Source organism: Microcoleus sp. M2_D5, from assembly GCF_036701935.1.
Taxonomy (GTDB): Bacteria; Cyanobacteriota; Cyanobacteriia; order Cyanobacteriales; family Microcoleaceae; genus Microcoleus.
On record NZ_JAUBRP010000099.1, the window covers coordinates 1 to 19,737 of the forward strand.

The 19,737-nt window shown below is 45.3% G+C and carries 16 protein-coding genes; 7 read left to right on the forward strand and 9 right to left on the reverse strand.

The window, feature by feature from the left end:
* Positions 1-216 precede the first annotated feature (216 nt).
* Complete coding sequence (locus QUA50_RS26700) at positions 217-933, forward strand: TrkA family potassium uptake protein (RefSeq protein WP_333259050.1); 717 nt, start codon at positions 217-219, stop codon at positions 931-933.
* Here the strand turns inward: QUA50_RS26700 and QUA50_RS26705 are convergent.
* The 3 genes from QUA50_RS26705 to QUA50_RS26715 all read right to left on the reverse strand — a co-directional run bounded on the left by QUA50_RS26705 (position 890) and on the right by QUA50_RS26715 (position 6,435).
* A complete protein-coding gene (locus QUA50_RS26705) occupies positions 890-2,521 on the reverse strand; it encodes a sodium:proton antiporter (protein ID WP_333259048.1) in 1,632 nt (543 codons plus the stop codon). The genes QUA50_RS26700 and QUA50_RS26705 overlap by 44 nt on opposite strands.
* Before the next feature lie 455 nt (positions 2,522-2,976).
* Positions 2,977-3,501, reverse strand: coding sequence for a hypothetical protein (locus tag QUA50_RS26710; RefSeq protein WP_333259046.1), 525 nt, complete (start codon positions 3,499-3,501; stop codon positions 2,977-2,979).
* Between the two features lie 216 nt (positions 3,502-3,717).
* Positions 3,718-6,435, reverse strand: a complete 2,718-nt coding sequence (locus QUA50_RS26715; RefSeq protein WP_333259044.1) for a cation-transporting P-type ATPase — start codon at positions 6,433-6,435, stop codon at positions 3,718-3,720.
* A 450-nt stretch (positions 6,436-6,885) separates the two neighbouring features.
* Here QUA50_RS26715 and QUA50_RS26720 point away from each other — a divergent pair, with 450 nt between their 5' ends.
* Positions 6,886-7,290: a BON domain-containing protein gene (locus tag QUA50_RS26720; protein ID WP_333259042.1), complete on the forward strand. Its 405-nt coding sequence runs from the start codon at positions 6,886-6,888 to the stop codon at positions 7,288-7,290.
* A gap of 255 nt (positions 7,291-7,545) precedes the next feature.
* On the opposite strand, the gene QUA50_RS26725 is transcribed toward QUA50_RS26720, so the two are convergent.
* The gene (locus QUA50_RS26725; protein ID WP_333259040.1) at positions 7,546-7,932 is read right to left on the reverse strand and encodes a hypothetical protein; all 387 of its coding nucleotides are present in this window, start codon (positions 7,930-7,932) and stop codon (positions 7,546-7,548) included.
* 190 nt (positions 7,933-8,122) lie between these two features.
* Here QUA50_RS26725 and rppA point away from each other — a divergent pair, with 190 nt between their 5' ends.
* From rppA to QUA50_RS26750, 5 genes are all read left to right on the forward strand, one after another.
* Complete coding sequence (gene rppA / locus QUA50_RS26730; RefSeq protein WP_333259037.1) at positions 8,123-8,800, forward strand: two-component system response regulator RppA; 678 nt, start codon at positions 8,123-8,125, stop codon at positions 8,798-8,800.
* An 18-nt stretch (positions 8,801-8,818) separates the two neighbouring features.
* Positions 8,819-10,099, forward strand: a complete 1,281-nt coding sequence (locus tag QUA50_RS26735; protein ID WP_333259035.1) for a HAMP domain-containing sensor histidine kinase — start codon at positions 8,819-8,821, stop codon at positions 10,097-10,099.
* An 85-nt stretch (positions 10,100-10,184) separates the two neighbouring features.
* Complete coding sequence (locus QUA50_RS26740) at positions 10,185-10,736, forward strand: DUF3124 domain-containing protein (protein ID WP_333259033.1); 552 nt, start codon at positions 10,185-10,187, stop codon at positions 10,734-10,736.
* 444 nt (positions 10,737-11,180) lie between these two features.
* Positions 11,181-12,140: an aldo/keto reductase gene (locus tag QUA50_RS26745; protein ID WP_333268650.1), complete on the forward strand. Its 960-nt coding sequence runs from the start codon at positions 11,181-11,183 to the stop codon at positions 12,138-12,140.
* A 250-nt stretch (positions 12,141-12,390) separates the two neighbouring features.
* A complete protein-coding gene (locus QUA50_RS26750) occupies positions 12,391-14,262 on the forward strand; it encodes a serine/threonine-protein kinase (protein ID WP_333268648.1) in 1,872 nt (623 codons plus the stop codon).
* A gap of 131 nt (positions 14,263-14,393) precedes the next feature.
* Here the strand turns inward: QUA50_RS26750 and QUA50_RS26755 are convergent, their stop codons facing one another.
* The 5 genes from QUA50_RS26755 to QUA50_RS26775 all read right to left on the reverse strand — a co-directional run.
* Positions 14,394-15,035, reverse strand: a complete 642-nt coding sequence (locus QUA50_RS26755) for a Uma2 family endonuclease (RefSeq protein ID WP_333268646.1) — start codon at positions 15,033-15,035, stop codon at positions 14,394-14,396.
* Positions 15,036-15,089: 54 nt separating this feature from the next.
* Complete coding sequence (locus QUA50_RS26760) at positions 15,090-15,599, reverse strand: hypothetical protein (protein WP_333268645.1); 510 nt, start codon at positions 15,597-15,599, stop codon at positions 15,090-15,092.
* A gap of 1,338 nt (positions 15,600-16,937) precedes the next feature.
* Positions 16,938-17,870, reverse strand: coding sequence for a branched-chain amino acid ABC transporter permease (locus tag QUA50_RS26765; protein WP_333268643.1), 933 nt, complete (start codon positions 17,868-17,870; stop codon positions 16,938-16,940).
* Between the two features lie 223 nt (positions 17,871-18,093).
* Positions 18,094-19,044, reverse strand: a complete 951-nt coding sequence (locus tag QUA50_RS26770; protein ID WP_333268652.1) for a branched-chain amino acid ABC transporter permease — start codon at positions 19,042-19,044, stop codon at positions 18,094-18,096.
* 162 nt (positions 19,045-19,206) lie between these two features.
* Positions 19,207-19,737: ABC transporter substrate-binding protein (locus QUA50_RS26775; protein WP_333268641.1), on the reverse strand; the 531-nt coding region annotated here is incomplete at its 5' end.

A 19,737-nucleotide genomic window follows, 5' to 3' on the forward strand; every position in this document is an offset into this window, starting at 1 on the left:
CACTTTTCATTTTTTGTGTGGGATGGGCGTCCCGCCCTTCCTTTCTGGACGGGCGGGACGCCCATCCCACAAGAAAAAAGGGAAATTATTTAATTGACGATCCTAAGTAACCCCGGTAAAAGCCAACCCACAAGCAGATTAAACTGATAAAAACCCAAAACAATCTCACTCATAGGGATAAATCTGTAAAGTTCATTCTTGGGGTGAAAAATAGTCATGTACGTATTAATTGGTGGAGCAGGAATGATGGGGCTGGGTTTAGCCCAGCAGTTATTAAAAGTCGGTCATACGGTTGCAATCATCGATGCCGACCCGCTTGCCTGTCGCTTTGCTCGTGAAAAAATCGGAGTAATGGCATTTGAAGGCAGTGCGGTGAGTACAACGGTTCTTCTGGAAGCAGGAATTAAACAAGCAAACGCAGTCGTTGCAGCACTCAGGGACGATGCACTGAATTTAGCGCTGATCACCCTATCCAGGAGCTATGGCATTTCCCATATTGTGGTGCGAATGCGCGATCGCGAATTCCTCGAAGCCTATCGACTTGCCGGAGCCAGTCACATCATCAGCACTATTGATTTGGCAGTTGCATCAATGGCGAATGCGATTGAATATCCCCAAATCGAGTCGATGATGCACTTTGAACACGGGCAAGTCGAGGTACTAAAGCTGCCAGTTCCAGGCGATTGCAAGGTGGCAGGTAGCACCGTTGCTCAAATTGCTCAAGACCCCCGTTTTCCAAAAGGTTCGCTGATTATTGGTTATCAATGCCATGCCTGCGCCAATCTGGAGATTCCGAACGGCAATACTGTTCTTGAAGCAGGTTCTACCATCTTGGTAGTCACCCGTCCAGAGCTAGTTCACCAGATGATTGATTACCTCGGCATTCGCGCTAGTCATCTGCCAACGTTAGAAGTTTCTCATCCAAATCTTTGATGTAAGGATGAACCAGATCCTCTGGAACAATTCGCTTGCGGAGGGCATCGCTAACGGCTCCTTTTTCTGCTAGAAGCAATCGCCGTCGAATCGTATCTAGCCCGCTGCGATCGCCCTGTACTTGCCCTGCTCGATGTTTGTTGTAGAGATCGCGCAGCACTCGCTCAGAGTTTGCTACTCGTGCTTGATATGATGCCCATAACTCCTCGTAAACTGCCTTCGACAACACGCCAGATTTCAGCAAACTATCTAGCTCATCTTGAGCCGCTTTGGAAGCGATCAACTGAATTTGTAACTGCCCAGCTTCCTGCATTACATCGGAAACACGGCTAATTTTTAGCCGTTTTACCATCCACGGTAAACTTAATCCCTGTCCGACCAAGGAGAATAAAACTGCACCGAAAACCAGGGCAATGATGTTATCCCGTCCTGGTAGGTTCAAGGGAATCGCAACAGCTAAGGCCATTGATAGAGAGCCTTTAATATTCCCTAAAACCAAAATGTGCTGCCAGCGCAGCGGAATCGGGCGATCGAACCAACGCAGCGCCGCTAAGAACAAATAGACGGAGAGAATTCGTCCGAGTTGATAGGCCAGAATGACGAACAGGATGGATGGCAAAATTCTCCACAGCGTCAGCGGGTTAATTTCAATTCCAATCAGCAGGAAAATAAACGTATTGACGCCAAAACCAGCGTATTCCCAGAAACTCAGCAAGGTAATCCGATCCGAGGCAGACGAACTGCGAGGCAGCCCGATGTTGCCAAAAACAAGTCCGGTGATGACCACCGCCACCGCGCCCGATACGCCTAAAAATTGTCCGATTTGGAAGGTTCCCAATGCGAGAGCGACTGTTAGCAAAAGGCTACTCAACGGATCGTTTAAGCGAACAAATATCGGCACGCTCAAGTAACCTAAAACACCCCCGACCACTGCCCCACCTAAAGCAACCACGAGCAGTTCTTTCACCCCTTGTACGGCGGTGAGAGAGCCTGTCGCATAAATTACCAAAACCAAATTAAATGAAATTAGAGCAGCCGCATCGTTGAACAGAGTTTCTCCCTCAACAATGGTGGACAATCGAGAAGGCACGCGGATCTCTTTAAAAACCGCGATCATCGAGACTGTATCAGTGTTTGCCAGAATGACTCCGATCAGCAACGCCGGAATCCAGTCTAGCCCCAGCCCAAATTTAACCAGAACAGCGATAATTGCTGAGGAAAAGATCGAGCCTGGACCCGCCAGCAGGGCGATCGGCTTAAAGGTGCTGCGGAGACGGCTGATATCAGTATTGATCGAGGCTTCAAAAATCAGAATTGGTAGGAAAAGATTTAATACTAAAGATGGGTCTAAACCAATTCGACGCGAAAAGACTTCCGTAATGGGCAAGCCTGCTAACACTAAGCCCGTCACATAGGGAATTCGCAACCGTTGGGTTACGAGTGCCACAACAGTTGCAATCAGCAGCAGAACGATCGAGATGATGACCAATTCAGGAATGCCTCCTGCAGTTTGGCTATTGGTAGCAGGATTGCTGCCCAAGGGAGGTGCTTGCGCTACAATCGACTCGATGAGCGATATTCCTGTCATAAACTTGTTTTCCTCACAGAAATTGACAGATTAACTACGGTTTTAGTCTACAGGAAACGGTTCGCTCTGTTGTAGGCGTAACTGCAATTTATGTGGGGTATTTGGATGAATGCCGATGAAGCTGAAACAATATTTCTGGGTTGGTTGGGCGATTCGATCGCTTTTAAAGTGCAATTTTTTTGGTAGATATGGATGATTTCCAAACCCTTACAGGATGCTAATTGCTCTTAATTGTGCTGGGTTTTAATTTTTTTTTACAGTCTCTTCTGAAGTGTTGCCGACCCGATCGCGCTTGCCGAACCGGCGGGTAATGGAAGTTGTCGATCCGTATGTCAGGAACAGGAGAGCGATCGCCCAAAATCATCGACCTTCCAATTTTTGACTTGGTTTTGGACGCTCTGATTCGCGGGACTAAATTCCTCGAAGGTAATCGTCCTTTCTTACCTTGAATTTACCTAGGTATCACAGACACGCCACGTCAGAATCTCCCAACGTTTCAGGACAGGTTCAGCAATCACGATCTCATTTTCTCTTGCCTCCATGACGATCAAATAATCTCCCTCGTTAAATCTGTTATTGTAAATTCTTGCTTGTTCTTCTGGCACCAACCATCCTTGAAGTGCGCCATAGAGACCGCCAACAGTTGCAGCAATCCCACTTCCAAAGAAAGTTGATAAAATGCTTTCCACCGCTAAGGCCTGACCAATACCGGGAATTAGCAGGCTGCTGAGTCCAACAATTAAGGCTAGTGAACCTAGTCCTAGGCTGCCGTATATCGCGCCTACTTGTGCGCCGGCTGCTCTTGTGATTAAAATTTGGTGCACACCCAGAGAGTCCAAATCATTATTGTCAGAAGGTTTAGCAATCACTGAAATTTTGTGCATGGGGAAGTCGCTACTTTTTAGCTCGACTAGCGCCTGCTTTACGTTTCGATGATTAGTAAATAAGCCGCTAGCACGTTTGAGTTTTTGGTAATTCATGATAAATATTCAATATTCAACGCTACAAAATTGGCAAATAGTGTTTCAGTTGACAGTTGACAGTTGACTGTTGACCGTAGGAGGACTACCTCTACCTGGAAGGAATAGAATTGGAGTAATGAATAGTCTTCTTTTAATTTCTCCCTACAAGGCTTGCGGCTTTAAACCAATTCTTTCTGGTAAAGCTGCTGTGAATAGCCGCATCACAAAAACTACTTAGTTCAGAGGTGCAAAACGCTTTAGCAAAGCTGACAAAGGAATCATTGGCAGTCCGAATCCGATACAAATTAAGCCTTGGATTGGGTTCAAAGCTTCAGTGTCGAATAACTGATTCATAATGCCCCATTGGCTAAACAGGAATTGGAGAATGAAAATAGCTCCAATGCCGATCGCTACCGCGTAGCCAACTGATTCATCTTTACCGCGCAGTTTGGCGACGATCGCCGGAACGAAGCGACTGATACTTAACAGGTAAAAAGCTTCGGCCGCCACCAATGCTTGAATTGCCATCGTCCGGGCTAGAGCTTCATTGCCTGTGGTTTGGACGATCCATTCAAACATCCCAAAGATCGCAATCCAGTTAAATACCGAAACTGTCAGAATCCGAGCCGTCAGCCTGCGAGACAGCAGCGGTTCATTTGCCGGTCGAGGTGGATGTTGCATGACATCGGGAGAGGGCGGCTCAAATGCCAACGGTAAACTCAACGCAACTGAACTGACCATATTCAGCCAGAGAATTTGTACTGGCAAAATAGGTAGCGGGGTTGCCAAAAGTACGGCAATCAAGATGGTCATGGACTCGCCACCATTCACGGGCAGGATGAAGGCGATCGCCCGCAGCAAATTCTTATAAACCGTGCGTCCTTCTTCAACGGCTTTCTCGATCGAAGCAAAGTTGTCGTTTGTCAACAGCATATCCGCTGCTTCTTTTGTAACTTCGGTGCCTGTAATACCCATCGCTATTCCAATGTCAGCTTGCTTCAGGGCGGGAGCATCGTTAACTCCATCTCCAGTCATCGCCACAATCTCGCCCTTAGACTGAAGTGCTTCGACAATGCGGAGCTTTTGCTCTGGTGCGACACGAGCAAATACACAGCTTTGTTCAACAGCATTGGCGAATTGCTGCTGATTCATTTGAGCGAGTTCTTGACCGGTAAAAACGGGAGCTTCTTGGGTTTGATTTAGTCCCATTTGGTGCGCGATCGCTGCTGCTGTTTTGGCATGGTCGCCCGTAATCATTTTGACCTCAATTCCCGCAGACCGACAGGCTTGAATCGCTTGAATTGCTTCGGGGCGAGGCGGGTCGATCATGCCTTGCAGACCCAGAAAAGTTAACCCTTGCTCAATATCAGAATGGTCAATAGAAGATTGAGAAGCGGGTACAACTTTCTTGGCAAGTGCTAGAACTCGCAACCCTTTTTTTGCCATCCTCTCGACGGCTTGCTCGATCGGGGCCCTGTTGAGGGCGATCGCCTCTCCCTCTTCATCTAGCATCAGGCGACACCGCTTGAGAATTGCCTCAATTGAACCCTTGAGATAAATCAACCGTTGTGGGCGATCGTCGTGTAAGGTTGCCATGTATTGAAACTGAGATTCAAACGGCAGTGTATCGATCCGGGAAAGCGATTCCTCGAGTTTCTCAGCAATTAACCCCGCTTTTTGGGCTACCGCCACCAGCGCCCCTTCCGTTGGACTACCGACTACAGTCCAGTTTCCATCTTGCACTTCTAGATGCGAATCGTTGCACAACAGTCCTGCTTGCAGGCATTCATATAAAGCAGGTGCGTTCGCCAGGTCAACCGAGTGTCCATTTACAGAAATTTTCCCGTCTGGTGCATATCCTCCACCGCTAACGCGATATCGCTTTCCACCGGCATCAATCTCTTGAACTGTCATTTGATTCTCAGTCAACGTTCCGGTTTTGTCGGAACAAATCACCGTGGTGCTGCCCAGGGTCTCAATTGCCGGAAGTTTGCGAATAATGGCGTGCTGCTTTGCCATTTGGGAAACCCCGATCGCCAGTGTCACCGTTAAAATCGCGGGTAAGCCTTCCGGAATTGCGCTGACGGCAAGCGCCACAGATGCCTTGAACACCTCAACCCAAGAAAATCTCTGGGCAATGCCTGCGACAAAGGTGAAGGCAGCCAAACCTAAAATGACATAGAGCAAGGTTTTGCTAAATTTGTCAATTTTGCGGCTCAGTGGGGTTTCCAGTGTGGTACTTTGCTGCATCAGTTGGGAGATGTGTCCGGTCTCGGTCGTGTCACCGATGCTGACGACCAGTCCGCGTCCCTGTCCAAACGTTACCAGGCTTCCGGTATACGCCATGTTCGTGCGATCGGCTAGTGCAGCGTCTGCCTCTAGCGCCTGGGATTGCTTCTGGACCGGGACAGATTCTCCCGTTAACGCTGACTCATCGACCTGCAAGTCACGGACTTCGATCAGTCGTAGATCCGCAGACACTTTATCCCCAGAAGACAGCAAGACGAGATCGCCAGGAACCAGTTCGCTGGATGAAACCACTTGCTTTTGACCGTTGCGGAGAATGGTTGCCTCAGTTGCAACAGATTTTGCTAAAGCGGCGATCGCATTCTCTGCCTTTGACTCTTGAACGAAACCAATGGTGGCATTCGTCAGAGCAACCCCAAAAATTACCCCTGAATCAATCCACTCTTTCAGAAATGCTGTGACTATGCCAGAGGCTAACAAAATGTAGATTAGCGGCTGATTCAGTTGCTGAAAAAATCGCAACCAGGCACTTTGCTGCTTCTGAGCCGTTAATTGATTGGAACCGAGGATCTCGCGCCGTTGGGCTGACACGTCGGAAGATAGACCTATTTCCAGGTCAGTCTCTAAAAGCCGAGCTACTTTCTCGACAGAGAGGTGATGCCAAGAGTGTTTTACTAATTTTTCTTCTACATTCGTTGCAGTCATAACGTTTCTTGTCAAGCCAAGTGCTTCTCTGTTGTTTCGTCTTGTTTCTAGCGTCATTGATGAATGTGAGCAAAAAGTGATGGACTGATTTCTGTTACTCACATTTCGATCACATTTGCTTCCTATACCTAGGAATAGAACCGATTGAGATAGCTTATGGACTGGCAAACCTTAGTTGACTGTTGACTGTTGACTGTTGACTGTTGACTGTTGACTGATGACTGTTGACTGTAGAAGGAGGGGTCAAAAAAATGAAAATTGCGCGAATTATTTGTTGGCAGCTTGATTCGACTTTACGCCTGACGATGAAGCGCGGAATTGATATAAAAAGCATTCCTTTTGATAGATGAACTATTGTACATTCACTTGTTAAGTTGAAAGGCTCAAAGACTTCATGCTGAGGTTTATCGGCAAAATTGCGTTTCACAACAAACAAAACAAACAAAGAATATGCAATTATTAAAACTATTTGTGCAGGGCATCAGCGTCAGCACTGTTGCAATTTTGGGTTTAGGTGCTTGCACCCCCCCCAATACTTCACAGACAACTGTTCCATCTACTTCTGCTCCCACAACTGCCACGGGAAATACGACTGCTCCAACCACTTCTGCGCCTGCAACCACGACCGCACAGACGCCTCAGAATCAAGACATTGACGATATTGCCGATCGCGTAGAAGAGGCCTTAGACTCCGATGCCACCCTCAAGCAATTCGATTTGGACGCAGAGGATCGGGATAATTCGATTGTGTTAACAGGGCGCGTTCAAACGGCAGAACAAAAAGCATTGGCCGAACAAATTGCTCGGCAAACTGCACCGAATATTTCGCTCAATAACCAAATCGTCCTTCAGTAGTTCCTAACAGTGAAGTGGCAAGAGCATTTGGCGCTTCTTGCCACTTAAAAAATTGCGCGATCGCAGTCAGGAAACCTCTGGATTTAACAACCTTATTTGACTAGACCTCTTGCAAAAATAGGACGGGCCGGAGAGCCCGTCCCACAAAAAAAAATAACTCTTGTGGGATGGGCCGGAGAGCCCGTCCCATCAATTGATGAAAAGGATTTTTGCAAGAGGTCTACTGGATGCGATCGCAATATTGACACGATAGCCTCATTCAACGATTTCGTAACGGACTAACTGGCGAACATTTTGACGTGATAACTGGAGCTCTTGCGCGATCGCTGCCTCTATCTGGGTTGCGTCAGTCATTGGCAATTCTAATTCCAATCGCTTCAAAATGGGTTCTGCTGTTTCTACCGCAACCTGGGTGGTTCCTTGTTTTCGGTTAATCACCGCGTTGATCAGCAATATATTGACAGACACCGTTGCTTTAAGCTGGGTATCTGCCTGAAGTTTATTCTTTGCCATCTGGGGTTGTTGTAATTCTTGAGCCATTAGGAAACTCGAGCCAACCCAAAACGCGATCGCCACAAACGGCAATGGCAACCAAAACTCTGCGCCTGATGCTTTTAGCCAACGTTTAGTAACCTGCCACATAAATTTTTTACCCCACCCCAACCCTCCCCGATGCCTTGGGGAGGGAGTAAGAAATTCACAAATAATTTAGGATTGCTATATTTGCACTTTAGTGGAGTTACCGCTCTGCTGAAATCATACTCAAGGGCGATGCGTCAAATGTTTCAGTTCCATTAGAACACCGCGTTTATAAGCCCAATTAAAGAAAAATATGAGAATCTTACTTGTGGAGGACGACCCAAAGCAACTGATGCCACTTCAAACAGTGCTGTCTCAAGCAGGACATAGCGTGGATGGGGTAAAAGATGGAGAGACGGCACAGTGGCTGTTATCAGAAAAAGAATATGATTTGTTGATTTTGGACTGGATGTTGCCACATATCAGCGGGGTAAATCTCTGTCGTCAATATCGATCGGCAGGGAAAACAGCGCCGATTTTGATGATCACCGCCAGAGACACCACGCCTGAAAAAGTGACCGGGTTAGACGCAGGTGCAGATGATTACCTGGTGAAACCGATCGACTTGGTTGAATTCATGGCACGAGTCCGGGCATTAAGACGGCGATCGCCCCTTTGGCAAGGAGATACGCTCAGCCTTGAGGATCTGCACCTCCACCTCGATACTCTTACTGTTGAGCGACAAGGTGCAACCGTTTCCCTCTCCAGTCGCGAGTTTCAGTTGTTGGAGTATTTTATGCGTCATCCCCGACAGGTTTTGACTCGGAATCAGATTCAACAAGGTGTGTGGGAATGGGGGACTGAACCAGAGAGCAATGCGATCGCGGTTCTAATTCGCAAACTCCGCCAACGCTTGCAGGCTGTAGGATCGGCCGACTGGATTGAGAGCGTTTACGGTATGGGTTATCGCCTCACTTCCCCTGAAAAGTAACGATCGTAAAGGCAAGCCGTGTTCAATGAAAGTCGTCGCAATCTGGCTCGTTGGTTCACCCTCTCAATGGGAAGCATTCTTGTGCTGTTTGCTGGGGCGATTTATCAGATTGAGGTGAAAGATAAACTAGAGGCGCTCGATCGACTGCTGTATGACAAAACTCGAGTCATGGCTGCCAGCGTGCATTATGAAGTTCGCCAAAACCAGAACCAGGTCGATCTGAATCATGTTTCCTTGTTAGGCAGTGGTTCGCATCCCCTTGCTGAAGATCTGATTTACGTGCGCTGGTATAACGCACAAGGGCGGCTAGTTCGTTTTTTTGGGAATTCTCCTCCCGAGCAGTTAAATACGCCCTTTGGTTATCTCACAGTTCGATCGACCGATCCACTTTTGGGAAAAGGAATCTGGCTGCGTCAGATGACATTACCCGTTGAAGGTAGAACTGGGGTACTCGGTTATCTTCAGGTTGCAACTCCCCTGACAGAAACTCAAAACAGGCTCACTGAGCTTCAGATTGTGCTCACTCTCGCTGTCCCGCTGACACTGGGCTTAATTGCCCTCACCGGTTGGTTTCTCAGCGGGCTGGCCATGCAACCGATTCGGCAAGCCTATCAGCAGCTTCAGCGCTTTACAGCCGATGCCTCTCACGAGTTGCGATCGCCCCTGTCTGCAATTCTCACCAATGCCCAGCTTGGGTTAATGATTGCGACTGATGACTCGCCCTACCACCCCCCCTTGGAAAACATTGTAGACAGTGCGAAATCAATGGGACTGCTGGTGAATAATTTGCTGCTGTTAGCTCGGCATCAAGGGCGACTACCGCCGGAATCGCTCAGGTTAATCAATCTCAACGAGTTGCTGAGCAATTTAGCAACTCAGTTTCTCGCACTTGCAGAAGCCCAAAATATCAAACTAACCTGCGAATCACCGGCACAACCGATTGAATTATTGGCCGATCCCGATCTGCTGCGGCAAGTAGTCGAAAACTTGCTTTACAATGCCTGTAAATATACTCCCGTTGGCGGAACTATACAGATACGCCTAGTTCTTCATTCCCATTTGGCAGTCATTCAGATAATCGATACGGGAATGGGTATTCCAGAAGTGGACTTACCCTATATTTTCGATCGCTTCTATCGAGTAGACACCGATCGCTCGCAGGAGAGTGGAGGCTTTGGGCTGGGGTTGGCGATCGTCGAACAAATTGTCAAGGCACACAGCGGACAAATACAGGTGACGAGTGAAGTGGGCAAAGGCTCAACTTTTCAGGTTGAACTGCCGCTCAAACCTTATCGCTAAGTCGCCTCAAACGAGAGAGAATGTGCACTCTGCTTTCTGTTTTAGACGTAACTGCAAGATATGTGGTGTATTTGGATGAATGCCGATGAAGCTGAAACATGATTTCTGGGTTGGTTGGGCGCTAGGGGCGATCGTCCTGAGTTCTTGTTGGAACCAAACTACCTCACCAAGACAACAACCTGATATAAAACGTGAAATTTCACTGAAAGCAGTCCCGTTAGATAAAACAAAAGTTGTGATGGGACAAACCGTATATGTCCCTATTTACTCACATATTTATCACTACAATAGCCAGGATCATGTCATGAATTTGTCAGCCACGCTCAGTATCCGCAATACGGATCTGACAAATTCGATTATTATTACTTCGGTGCGTTACTACGATAGCGATGGGAAATTGATTAGGCAGGACATTAAGAGTCCTGTAGAACTCAAGCCGCTTGCTTCCACAGACTTTTTTATTGCAGCAGATGATACAAGTGGAGGCTCAGGTGCAAACTTTATTGTGGAGTGGGTTGCAGAAAAAACAGTTTACGATCCTGTCATTGAAGCTGTCATGATTAGTACCTCATCTTCTCAGGGCATTTCATTTATCAGTCCCGCTAAAGTTCTCAAGCAACACAAGATGCAGAAGTGATTTGAGATGATTAAATTATTGCTTTACAAGGTAGTTTTAGACCACCATAAGAGGAGCAGCTCATATTTGTAAAAACACTTATTATGGTTTCTTCCTTCTTCATTCTGACTTGTTTCCTACTGGCTCATGACTGCTAACTCTAATTTCTAGCTTAGGAATGAGAATTAAATAACTTCCACTCTTGAAAGTGGGATGGGCGTCCCGCTCGTCCAAAAAGGACGAGCGGGACGCCCATCCCACAATAACAATTAAAATTGTAAGTTATTTAATTCGCGATCCTTAGCTGGAAAAGCGAGATTCTCCTCTTTTTAATTTTTAACTTTGTATATCGCTATTTCTTGCAAAATAAAACGATAGCATTAATGTGGAGACTACCCAAGTTTTTTCTGTTAAGATTAGAGAGCTTGAGGGTGAATACTAAAAATATAAATGAGGACTTAGGGTATGCAAAAGCGACAATTGGGGACATCACAAATTCAGATTACCCCGATAATTATGGGGACTTGGCAAGCTGGGAAGCGGATGTGGGTGGGAATTGAGGATGCTGAAACTGTCAAAGCAATGCGCGCGGCTTTTGAGGCAGGTATTACCACCTTTGATACGGCTGAGGTTTACGGAGAAGGGCATTCGGAACAAATTATCGGTCAAGCACTTTCAGATGTGCGATCGCAAGTAGTTTATGCTAGCAAAGTTTTCGCCAACCACCTGAAACCAGATTTGTTAATCGAAGCGTGCGATCGATCGCTAAAAAACCTCAACACCGATTATATCGACCTTTACCAAATCCACTGGCCCGCCGGCACTTGGAATTCCGAGTTAGTGCCAATTGCAGACACAATGGACGCCCTGAACAAGTTAAAAGAACAGGGAAAAATTCGGGCGATCGGCGTTTCCAACTTCTCCCGCGCCCAAATAGAAGAAGCCGCCCAATACGGACGCATCGACAGCCTGCAACCGCCCTATTCTCTGTTTTGGCGCTGGGTAGAAAAAGATGCGATGTCCTATTGTGTGGACAATCATATCTCCATCATTGCCTATTCATCTCTAGCTCAAGGAATATTGACAGGTAAATTCGGGCCAGAACACAAGTTTGAAGAAGGCGACCACCGCGCTAAAAATAAGCTGTTCATCAAAGAAAATTACGACCGGGTGCAAACAGCATTAAATCAACTCAGGCCAATTGCCGATCGCCACCAGATAAGCTTGGGCAACTTAGCTTTAGCCTGGTTGATTTCCCAGCCACAAACAAATGCAATTGTCGGCGCGCGCGACGGGGAACAAGCAGCCGAAAATGCTAAAGCTGCTGAGGTAAAATTGAGTGAAGAGGACTTAAAAGAAATTGACGCGATCGGGCGAACAGTCACCGATCGTTTAGACGATAACCCCGTTATGTGGAACTTTTAAAACAGTTGACAGTTGACAGTTGAGAGTTGATAAAGGACTAAAGTCCGAACGCTCAAACCTACTTTTACAGTCCCGGACGCAGGGATAATCAGAAACCGGGTTTTTTGCATTGTACTTCGTTACAGCCCGCAGATTCGGTAAAAACCCGGTTTCTTTGGTATTTATCCGCAAGTTTTATTTGATCTAGCTTCGCAAATCTAAAATCCCAAACCCCCAAATCTAAAATCTAAAATCTAAAATCTAAAATCGAATGAGTTACTGCCTAAATCCTAACTGTTCCAAGCCGCAAAATCCCCCCGCAGTCAAATTATGCAAACATTGCCGTTCAAAACTGCTGCTGCGCGATCGCTACCGGGCTATAAAGGCGATCGGACAAGGCGGTTTTGGTAGAACATTCCTAGCCGTTGACGAAGACAAACCCTCAAAACCTCGCTGCGTCATCAAACAATTTTTACCAGCAGAAACCCCACTCATCCCATCAGCAAGCAATCGCAACAGCAAAAAAGCAGCCGAACTTTTTGAACAAGAAGCAATGCGATTAGACGAATTGGGCAAACACCCTCAAATTCCAGAACTATTAGCCTATTCCATCCAAGACAGCCGACAATATGTAGTCCAAGAATTTATCGACGGGCAAAATTTAGCACAAATTGTAGAAACAGAAGGCAGATTTACCGAAAATCAAATTCAAGACTTACTCAATAGCTTATTACCCGTCCTTCACTTCATCCATTCCCACAACGTTATTCACCGAGACATCAAACCCGGAAACATCATCCGTCGCGCCGATAAACAATTAGTATTAGTAGACTTTGGCGCCGCAAAAATTGCCACAGTTACAGCCTTACTCAAAACAGGAACTAGCATCGGCAGCCCCGAATACATCGCCCCCGAACAAGCTAGAGGCAAAGCATTTTTTACCAGCGATTTGTACAGTTTAGGCGTAACTTGTTTGTATTTACTAACTCAAGTTTCCCCATTTGACCTGTTCGATCCGGGTGAAGATTCCTGGATATGGCGGCAGTATTTGGCCAACAACCCGGTGAGTGAACAACTCGGAAAAATTTTAGACAAAATGATTGAAAATGCTACCAACCGACGATATCAAACGGCTGTTGAAGTATTAAAAGAAATTAATCCCCAAATTGCGATCGATCTAGCAATTCCCCAAACAATTACCAAGCCAGTCAAACCCGCCCCAACACCTGCCCAGTCCCAACACCAAACCTATAACTGGCAATGTATTCACACCCTCACAGGTCATAAAAACTTAATTTACTCTGTGGCTTTTAGCCCCAACGGAGAAGTTGTAGCCAGCGGCAGCGATGACAAAACAATCAAGCTGTGGCGTGTTGAAGACGGGCAAGAAATTGTCACCCTCACAGGACACGCTAACTCAGTTTATACAGTAGCTTTCAGCCCTGACGGACTAATGCTAGCCAGCAGCAGCCACGACAAAACTGTGAAAGTTTGGCGGATGAAAGATGGACAAGAAATCCGCACCCTGATCGGTCACATTAACTCAGTTTACAGCGCAGCTTTCAGTCCCGATGGCGAAATTATTGCTAGCAGTAGTTGGGACAAAACAATCAAGATTTGGCGAGTCAAAGACGGGCAAGAAATTCGCACCCTTGCGGGTCACACCAATTTAGTTTATTTTGTTGCTTTTAGCCCGGATGGCGAAACTCTTGCTAGTTGCAGTTGGGACAGAACAATCAAGATTTGGCGAGTTAAAGATGGGAAGCTAATTCGCACAATTACAGGTCATACAGACTCCGTTCGCTGCATAGCTTTCAGTCCCAATGGAGAGTTTTTGGCTAGCGGCAGCCACGACAATACTATTAAGATTTGGTGGGTCAAAGATTGGCAAGAAGTTTTAACGATCACAGGACATTCTTGGTATGTTGATTCGATTGCTTTTAGTCCCGATGGCGAGATTCTGGCTAGCAGCAGCAATCAAACTATCAAGATTTGGCGAGTGAAAGACGGTCAAGAAATTTGTAATATTGCGGGTCATAATAACTCGGTCTATTCTGTTAATTTTAGCCCGGAAGGAGAGTTTATGGCTAGCTGCAGCAGCGATAAAAGTATTAAGATTTGGCAGAATACCATGTTTGTTTGATTAACCACGATCGAAATTGTTTGTGGTCGGTGGGCGGGGGCCGGTTTATGATAATTTTCGGTTTTAGGCGATTATTGTTGGTGAACCTGCCCCTACAGGGATTATGGTCAATTCACCGAACACGATATGATTCAACCGTTTTCCATTTCAATTTTTTGCCGCAAATCCCGAATGACTGTACTTGTAGGGCGATCGCGCGACATTTGCCAGCATTCCTCTACAATTTCTGATACATTAAAATTGGGAAAATAACGGCTAACTGAACTTTCGACATATCGATCGTTTTGCAAGTCGTTAATTCTGAGCTTATTTTTCTTAAACAGCCACACTTCCGGCACTTGATAAGGGAAATAATCATCTACATCGGTGTAGGTAGTTACGTCTATTTCAATTACTATATCTGGTGGCGGTTCAACACCCCAAGCAATCCGATCTTTACCAATAATTGCCCCACAATTATCGATATAAAAACAATAATCTGGTTCAATTCCTCTTTCTTCCGGCAAATCCATCGTAATTGGTGTAAACGCTTCATAATCTCGCGCCAAGAAATCTAGCAAAACTTTGACAACATCAGCAATGATATTTGCTTGTTTTCCGTGTAGTGGTAAAGGGGACATTAACAAAATCTCTCCTGGTCGATATTTGATGCGCGGAATCTGACGATCGCCCAATTGTTCTACAAGTGCTTGGTAATCCTGCCAACTACCAGGCAACCTCACAACTGTTCCTGGTGGCAACTGAATTTTTTCTGGGGTGACGACTGCGAACATAAAATTTATACCTCCAGACTGAGGATGTGTGTTTTAAAAACTAAAAGCTATTTATCAATCTATCTGCTTCACTACCTCCAAGGCTAACCCTACCACCTCTGCAATTTGCTCATCCTTCAATCCCAACTGTCGTAATTTACCAATCATTTCAATTTTAACTTGATTCGTGCTGTCCTGGAAGTCGGGAGTCGGAGGCTGATTTTTATCTGGGGTAGAAGTGGGTAGTTCTGAGCAACTATTGATATAATTAATTGTGTTGCTATCCCAAAAATTAGTAGTGTTGCCATCGCCAAAATTTATATTCAGATTTAATTGCCGTTCTAGAACAGATTCCAGATTCCCTTTATCAACTGGTTCATCAAAAGCATCAGATAACATTTGCAAAAGCTCGTAACCTACATCCTTAGCATGACCCGCCGTACAACCATAAGTATCTGCAATATCAGAATACTTTTGTCGCTTCAGTATTCCCTCGATAATTTTACGCTGCAAGTCATTGAGATGTTTGCCTGTCTTCGCGCTGAGCACTTTATCTACAAATTGCAAGATATGGGCAGTGTCCATCAGTAGGGGGGTCGGAGAACTATAGTTAGTATACCCGACTTTATCCGTCTTTATCCGTCTTTATCCGCCTTGCATAGCGATTTTAGAAAGACCCGTCTTTTTCCGTCTTTTTTCGCTTTGCAGTTTTGAGCGATCGGTTTATGATAGGAAAAAGCGAAAAACCAGGTAAGTAGTCTTACTTAAATAAACAGTTTTGTAGAAGTAAAAATTTAACAGGTAAGAAGAAAGCACTGAGAACTTTAGAATTATAGCTTAATTTTTCCTTGAATTTACGAGAATCTGTTTTTTAGCGTTTGCTTTTAATCATAGGCAATCGCCAATTCAGTCTTCAACTTCGTCTTTCTTTGCACAACACTGTTTATTTATGTCCGACTACTTAATAGTTCGGTTGTTAGTCAGTTGAGGAAAACGTATGAGTAATTGTCAGTGTAAATGGTGCCGACGTAGTTATAACCCTTATGGAGATGGAATGATGCACCAGGAAAAACTAGACTTTTGTAGTGAAAGATGCCGCTACGAAGCTAGATCGTCTGGTTGGAAATCTACGGCAGAAAAGGTTAGGGCTGATGTAGCCAAGATGCGGGCGAGCCGTACTATAGAACAAATTGGTAGAGATAGATTGGAAGAGAGGTTTGAGGAAATTTGGTCGTACAATATTCTCCCTATAGTTGCGTTATGTGTTTCGTTATATTATATTTTGTACGATCCACACTTTTTTCTCCACCTTAAATGGCCACCTAGCAATGGTAAATGGAGTAATTTTGTGCCTACTTTGCTTATAACGATGAGTCTGGTGTTACCAGTGATGTACTTTGCACTAGCAATAATTCTCTTGCCAGTTTATGGGATACTTAAGTTGATATTTATGGCTTTTGTCAAGTAGATACAGAATAAAATTTCATTTTTGATAGATATCGGATGTTTTTCGTAATTTTTTATAGCATACACCTGCTCGCCCGCACCGCCTAGATCGCTGGCATGAATTGCTTTGCGCCATACTCACGCTTTCATCGGTCTAGTTTGTAGCACTTATAGGAGCGCACACTCACCGATTGAACTAGATGTCATCTATCTATTTTATTTGATATTTTCCAGTGTGTTTAAGTTAGTTATTTTGTACCTCATCTACCTGAGAAAGGCTATAGCATAATTAATTTTTTGGATGATTTCAAAAGTTTTTTTTGTTGCTCTCGATCCGTAAGTTAAGTAAAATTAGTATAGCTGACTTTTGCCATCTTTATCCGTTTTTTTTCCTCCTTACATCCAAATTTTATAAACATCCGTCTTTTTGCCCCTTTTCAGCTTTGAGCGACGATATATGATACGGAAAATGTAGCGTCAAGAAGTCCGATCGCCCTTTTTAAACCTCTTCAACAACTCCGGCGTCACCAACCCTTGCGGAAAAAAAATCGTCCCCAACACAATCAGCAACCCAAAAATAATTAACCGCCCATCCCGCAGAAATTGCGCCAACCACACCGGCAATCCCTGAATAGTCGCCATCCCCCTCAAAACCTCCGGTAAAGCAGTAAACACCATCCCACCCAAAACTGCTCCCAGAAACGTTCTGCTACCACCAATCAACACGGAAGTCAAGTAAATAATACTAGCATCAAAAGTCCCTTGACGGGCGTTCCAAGTATTGAGGAAATGAGCGCTAACCGCACCCACAACCCCAGCTAAAACAGCACCTAACGTGAAAGCCAAAACCTTATAAAAAGTTGGGTTAATGCCGATCGCATCAGCCGCCAACTCATCAGCCCGAATCGCCGCAAAAGCCCGCCCCACCCGAATCCGTTCCAGCCGATAGACAATCGCCATACTTACCAAGAGTAAAGGTAGTACAATCCACAAATACTCGATCGGCGTCCCAAACGGTTGCGGAATCCCAAAAATACCCACAGCCCCCCCAGTAATATCTAAATTCAGCGATAAAACCCGCAAAATTTCCACAAAAGCAATAGTTGCGATCGCCAAATAAATCCCACTCAACCGCAGCGCCGGAATTCCCACCAAAATCCCCAGCAACCCCGAAACAACCCCTGCAATTATCATCTCCACCAACAGCAATGGCAGAGGAAACAAACCCCCTGTCGGCTTAAACACCGTCGTAGACAAAATCGCCGCAATATACCCACCCAAAGCATAAAAACCAGGGCTAGCCAGAGATAACTGTCCAGTCATTAGGGGCAAATATAGCGACATTCCCAACATTGCACCTATCAACATTGAGACAATCAAAAACCCATAAGTAGTAAAAAATGCAGCCATAACTTTATCTTAAATAATAAACATACTTAAATACCTGCTTGATATCAAATCCAGTCGCATCCGAATTATTCACTTCTCTCTTCTCTTTCTCTGCGTTCTCTGCGTCCTCTGCGGTTAAATCATTCCGATATAATTAGTTTCTTTAGGGGGCAATCCCCCGTGGCCGTTGGTGCGTGCGAAGCGTCGAACCATCGCCCCAATTTTAATCACCTAATTATCTATTTTACACCTTTTGAATCAAACGCCGACCAAACAAACCCTGCGGTCTAACCAATAGCATAATAAACAATATGGCAAAAGCAACAGCATCCTTATAAGCCGAAAAATCTCCTGGCACAAAAGCCTCCACCAAACCAATTATAAACCCACCCAAAACAGCCCCAGGAATACTCCCCAACCCACCCAGCACAATCACCGCCAAACCCTTCAAACCAAAAGCAATCCCAAAATACGGCCCAGCAATACTCACACTAGAACCCACCAAACTCCCCGCCAAACCAGCCAGAAAACTGCTCACAAAAAACGTCAACACAATGTACCTATCAGTATCAATCCCCAATAAACTAGAAGTTGTCGCATCTTCAGCCACAGCCTGCATTGCTTTGCCAAATTTAGTAAAATTTATTAAGTAAGTTAAGACAGCCACAATCGCAACTGATACCGAAAAAATTACTATTTGAACAGTCCGAATCGGAATAGGTTTATCCGCAGTCCCAAAGTTAATGGCAGCAGGTAAATAGCCGTAAGTGTTAGCAGGAAAAGTGTAAATTTCCGCACCGACAAGATATTGAATGATATTGGCGATCGCAACTGCCACACCCAAACTAGAAACCACCGTCAGCAGAGAATCTGAGTGTCGGCGGCGCAAAGGCAAAAAAGCAATTCGTTCGACAATTACTCCTACCAAACCAGCCATGACACTTCCCAAAATTAACGCTACAGCAAAAGGCAAATCCACGGGAATTCGAGCGTTAGCCCACAACCCATTAAAACCGAAAGCACCTCCCATCAGCGCATAGGTAAAATAAGCACCCAACGTAAATACTGCACCGTGAGCAAAATTAATAATTCCCAGAATAGAAAAGACCAGCGTGTATCCCAGGGCAAAAATAGCATACACGCTGCCGATCGACAAACCATTCAAAAATTGTTGCAAAAACAGAGTTAAGTCCATCACCAGTTAGAGATTCGGCATCAACATTAAATCATTCAAAAACAAACAGCATACAATTTTTACTCTGATTTCTGACTTCCCCCCAAGGGTGCAGCGGGGTTAACCTCAGACTCACACTCAATAACTCATCCGTGTATCCGTGTCAAAATCCGTGTCGTGCCTTCATTTCAAAAACTCAAACTTACCATTATTGCCATCCGCCTCCATCTTAATCCGTGCAACATAAAACTGTTTCTGATTAATCTCACCTTCAGGCGTAAAAGAAATTTCCCCCAAAGGAGTATCGTACTTTCTACCCAACAACTGCTGATTCAAATTTGTACGCAATTCTGCCAAAGGCTTTTCGCTAAGCTTCGACTTAGCACTCAGTTCCTTTAATGACTCAACAAAAACTTGTACGCCAGTAAAAGCTTGAGCGCTAAATTGAGGCGGTTCCTTCTTAAATTGAGCGCGATAAGCATCGCGAAAAGCCTTATTAACTTCATTTTCATATTCCGGGCTGTAGGCTTGGGCAATCAAAACCCCATCGCAAAGAGCCTTGCAAACAGGAAATATATTAGAAGTATTCAGACCGTTGCCCCCAATGATAACGCCTGTGTAACCCAACTCCCGCAATTGCTTAATTAAATTGCCTCCATCAGCGGCCAACCCAGAAATAATGATCAAATCGGGCTTGACATTTATCCCATTAGT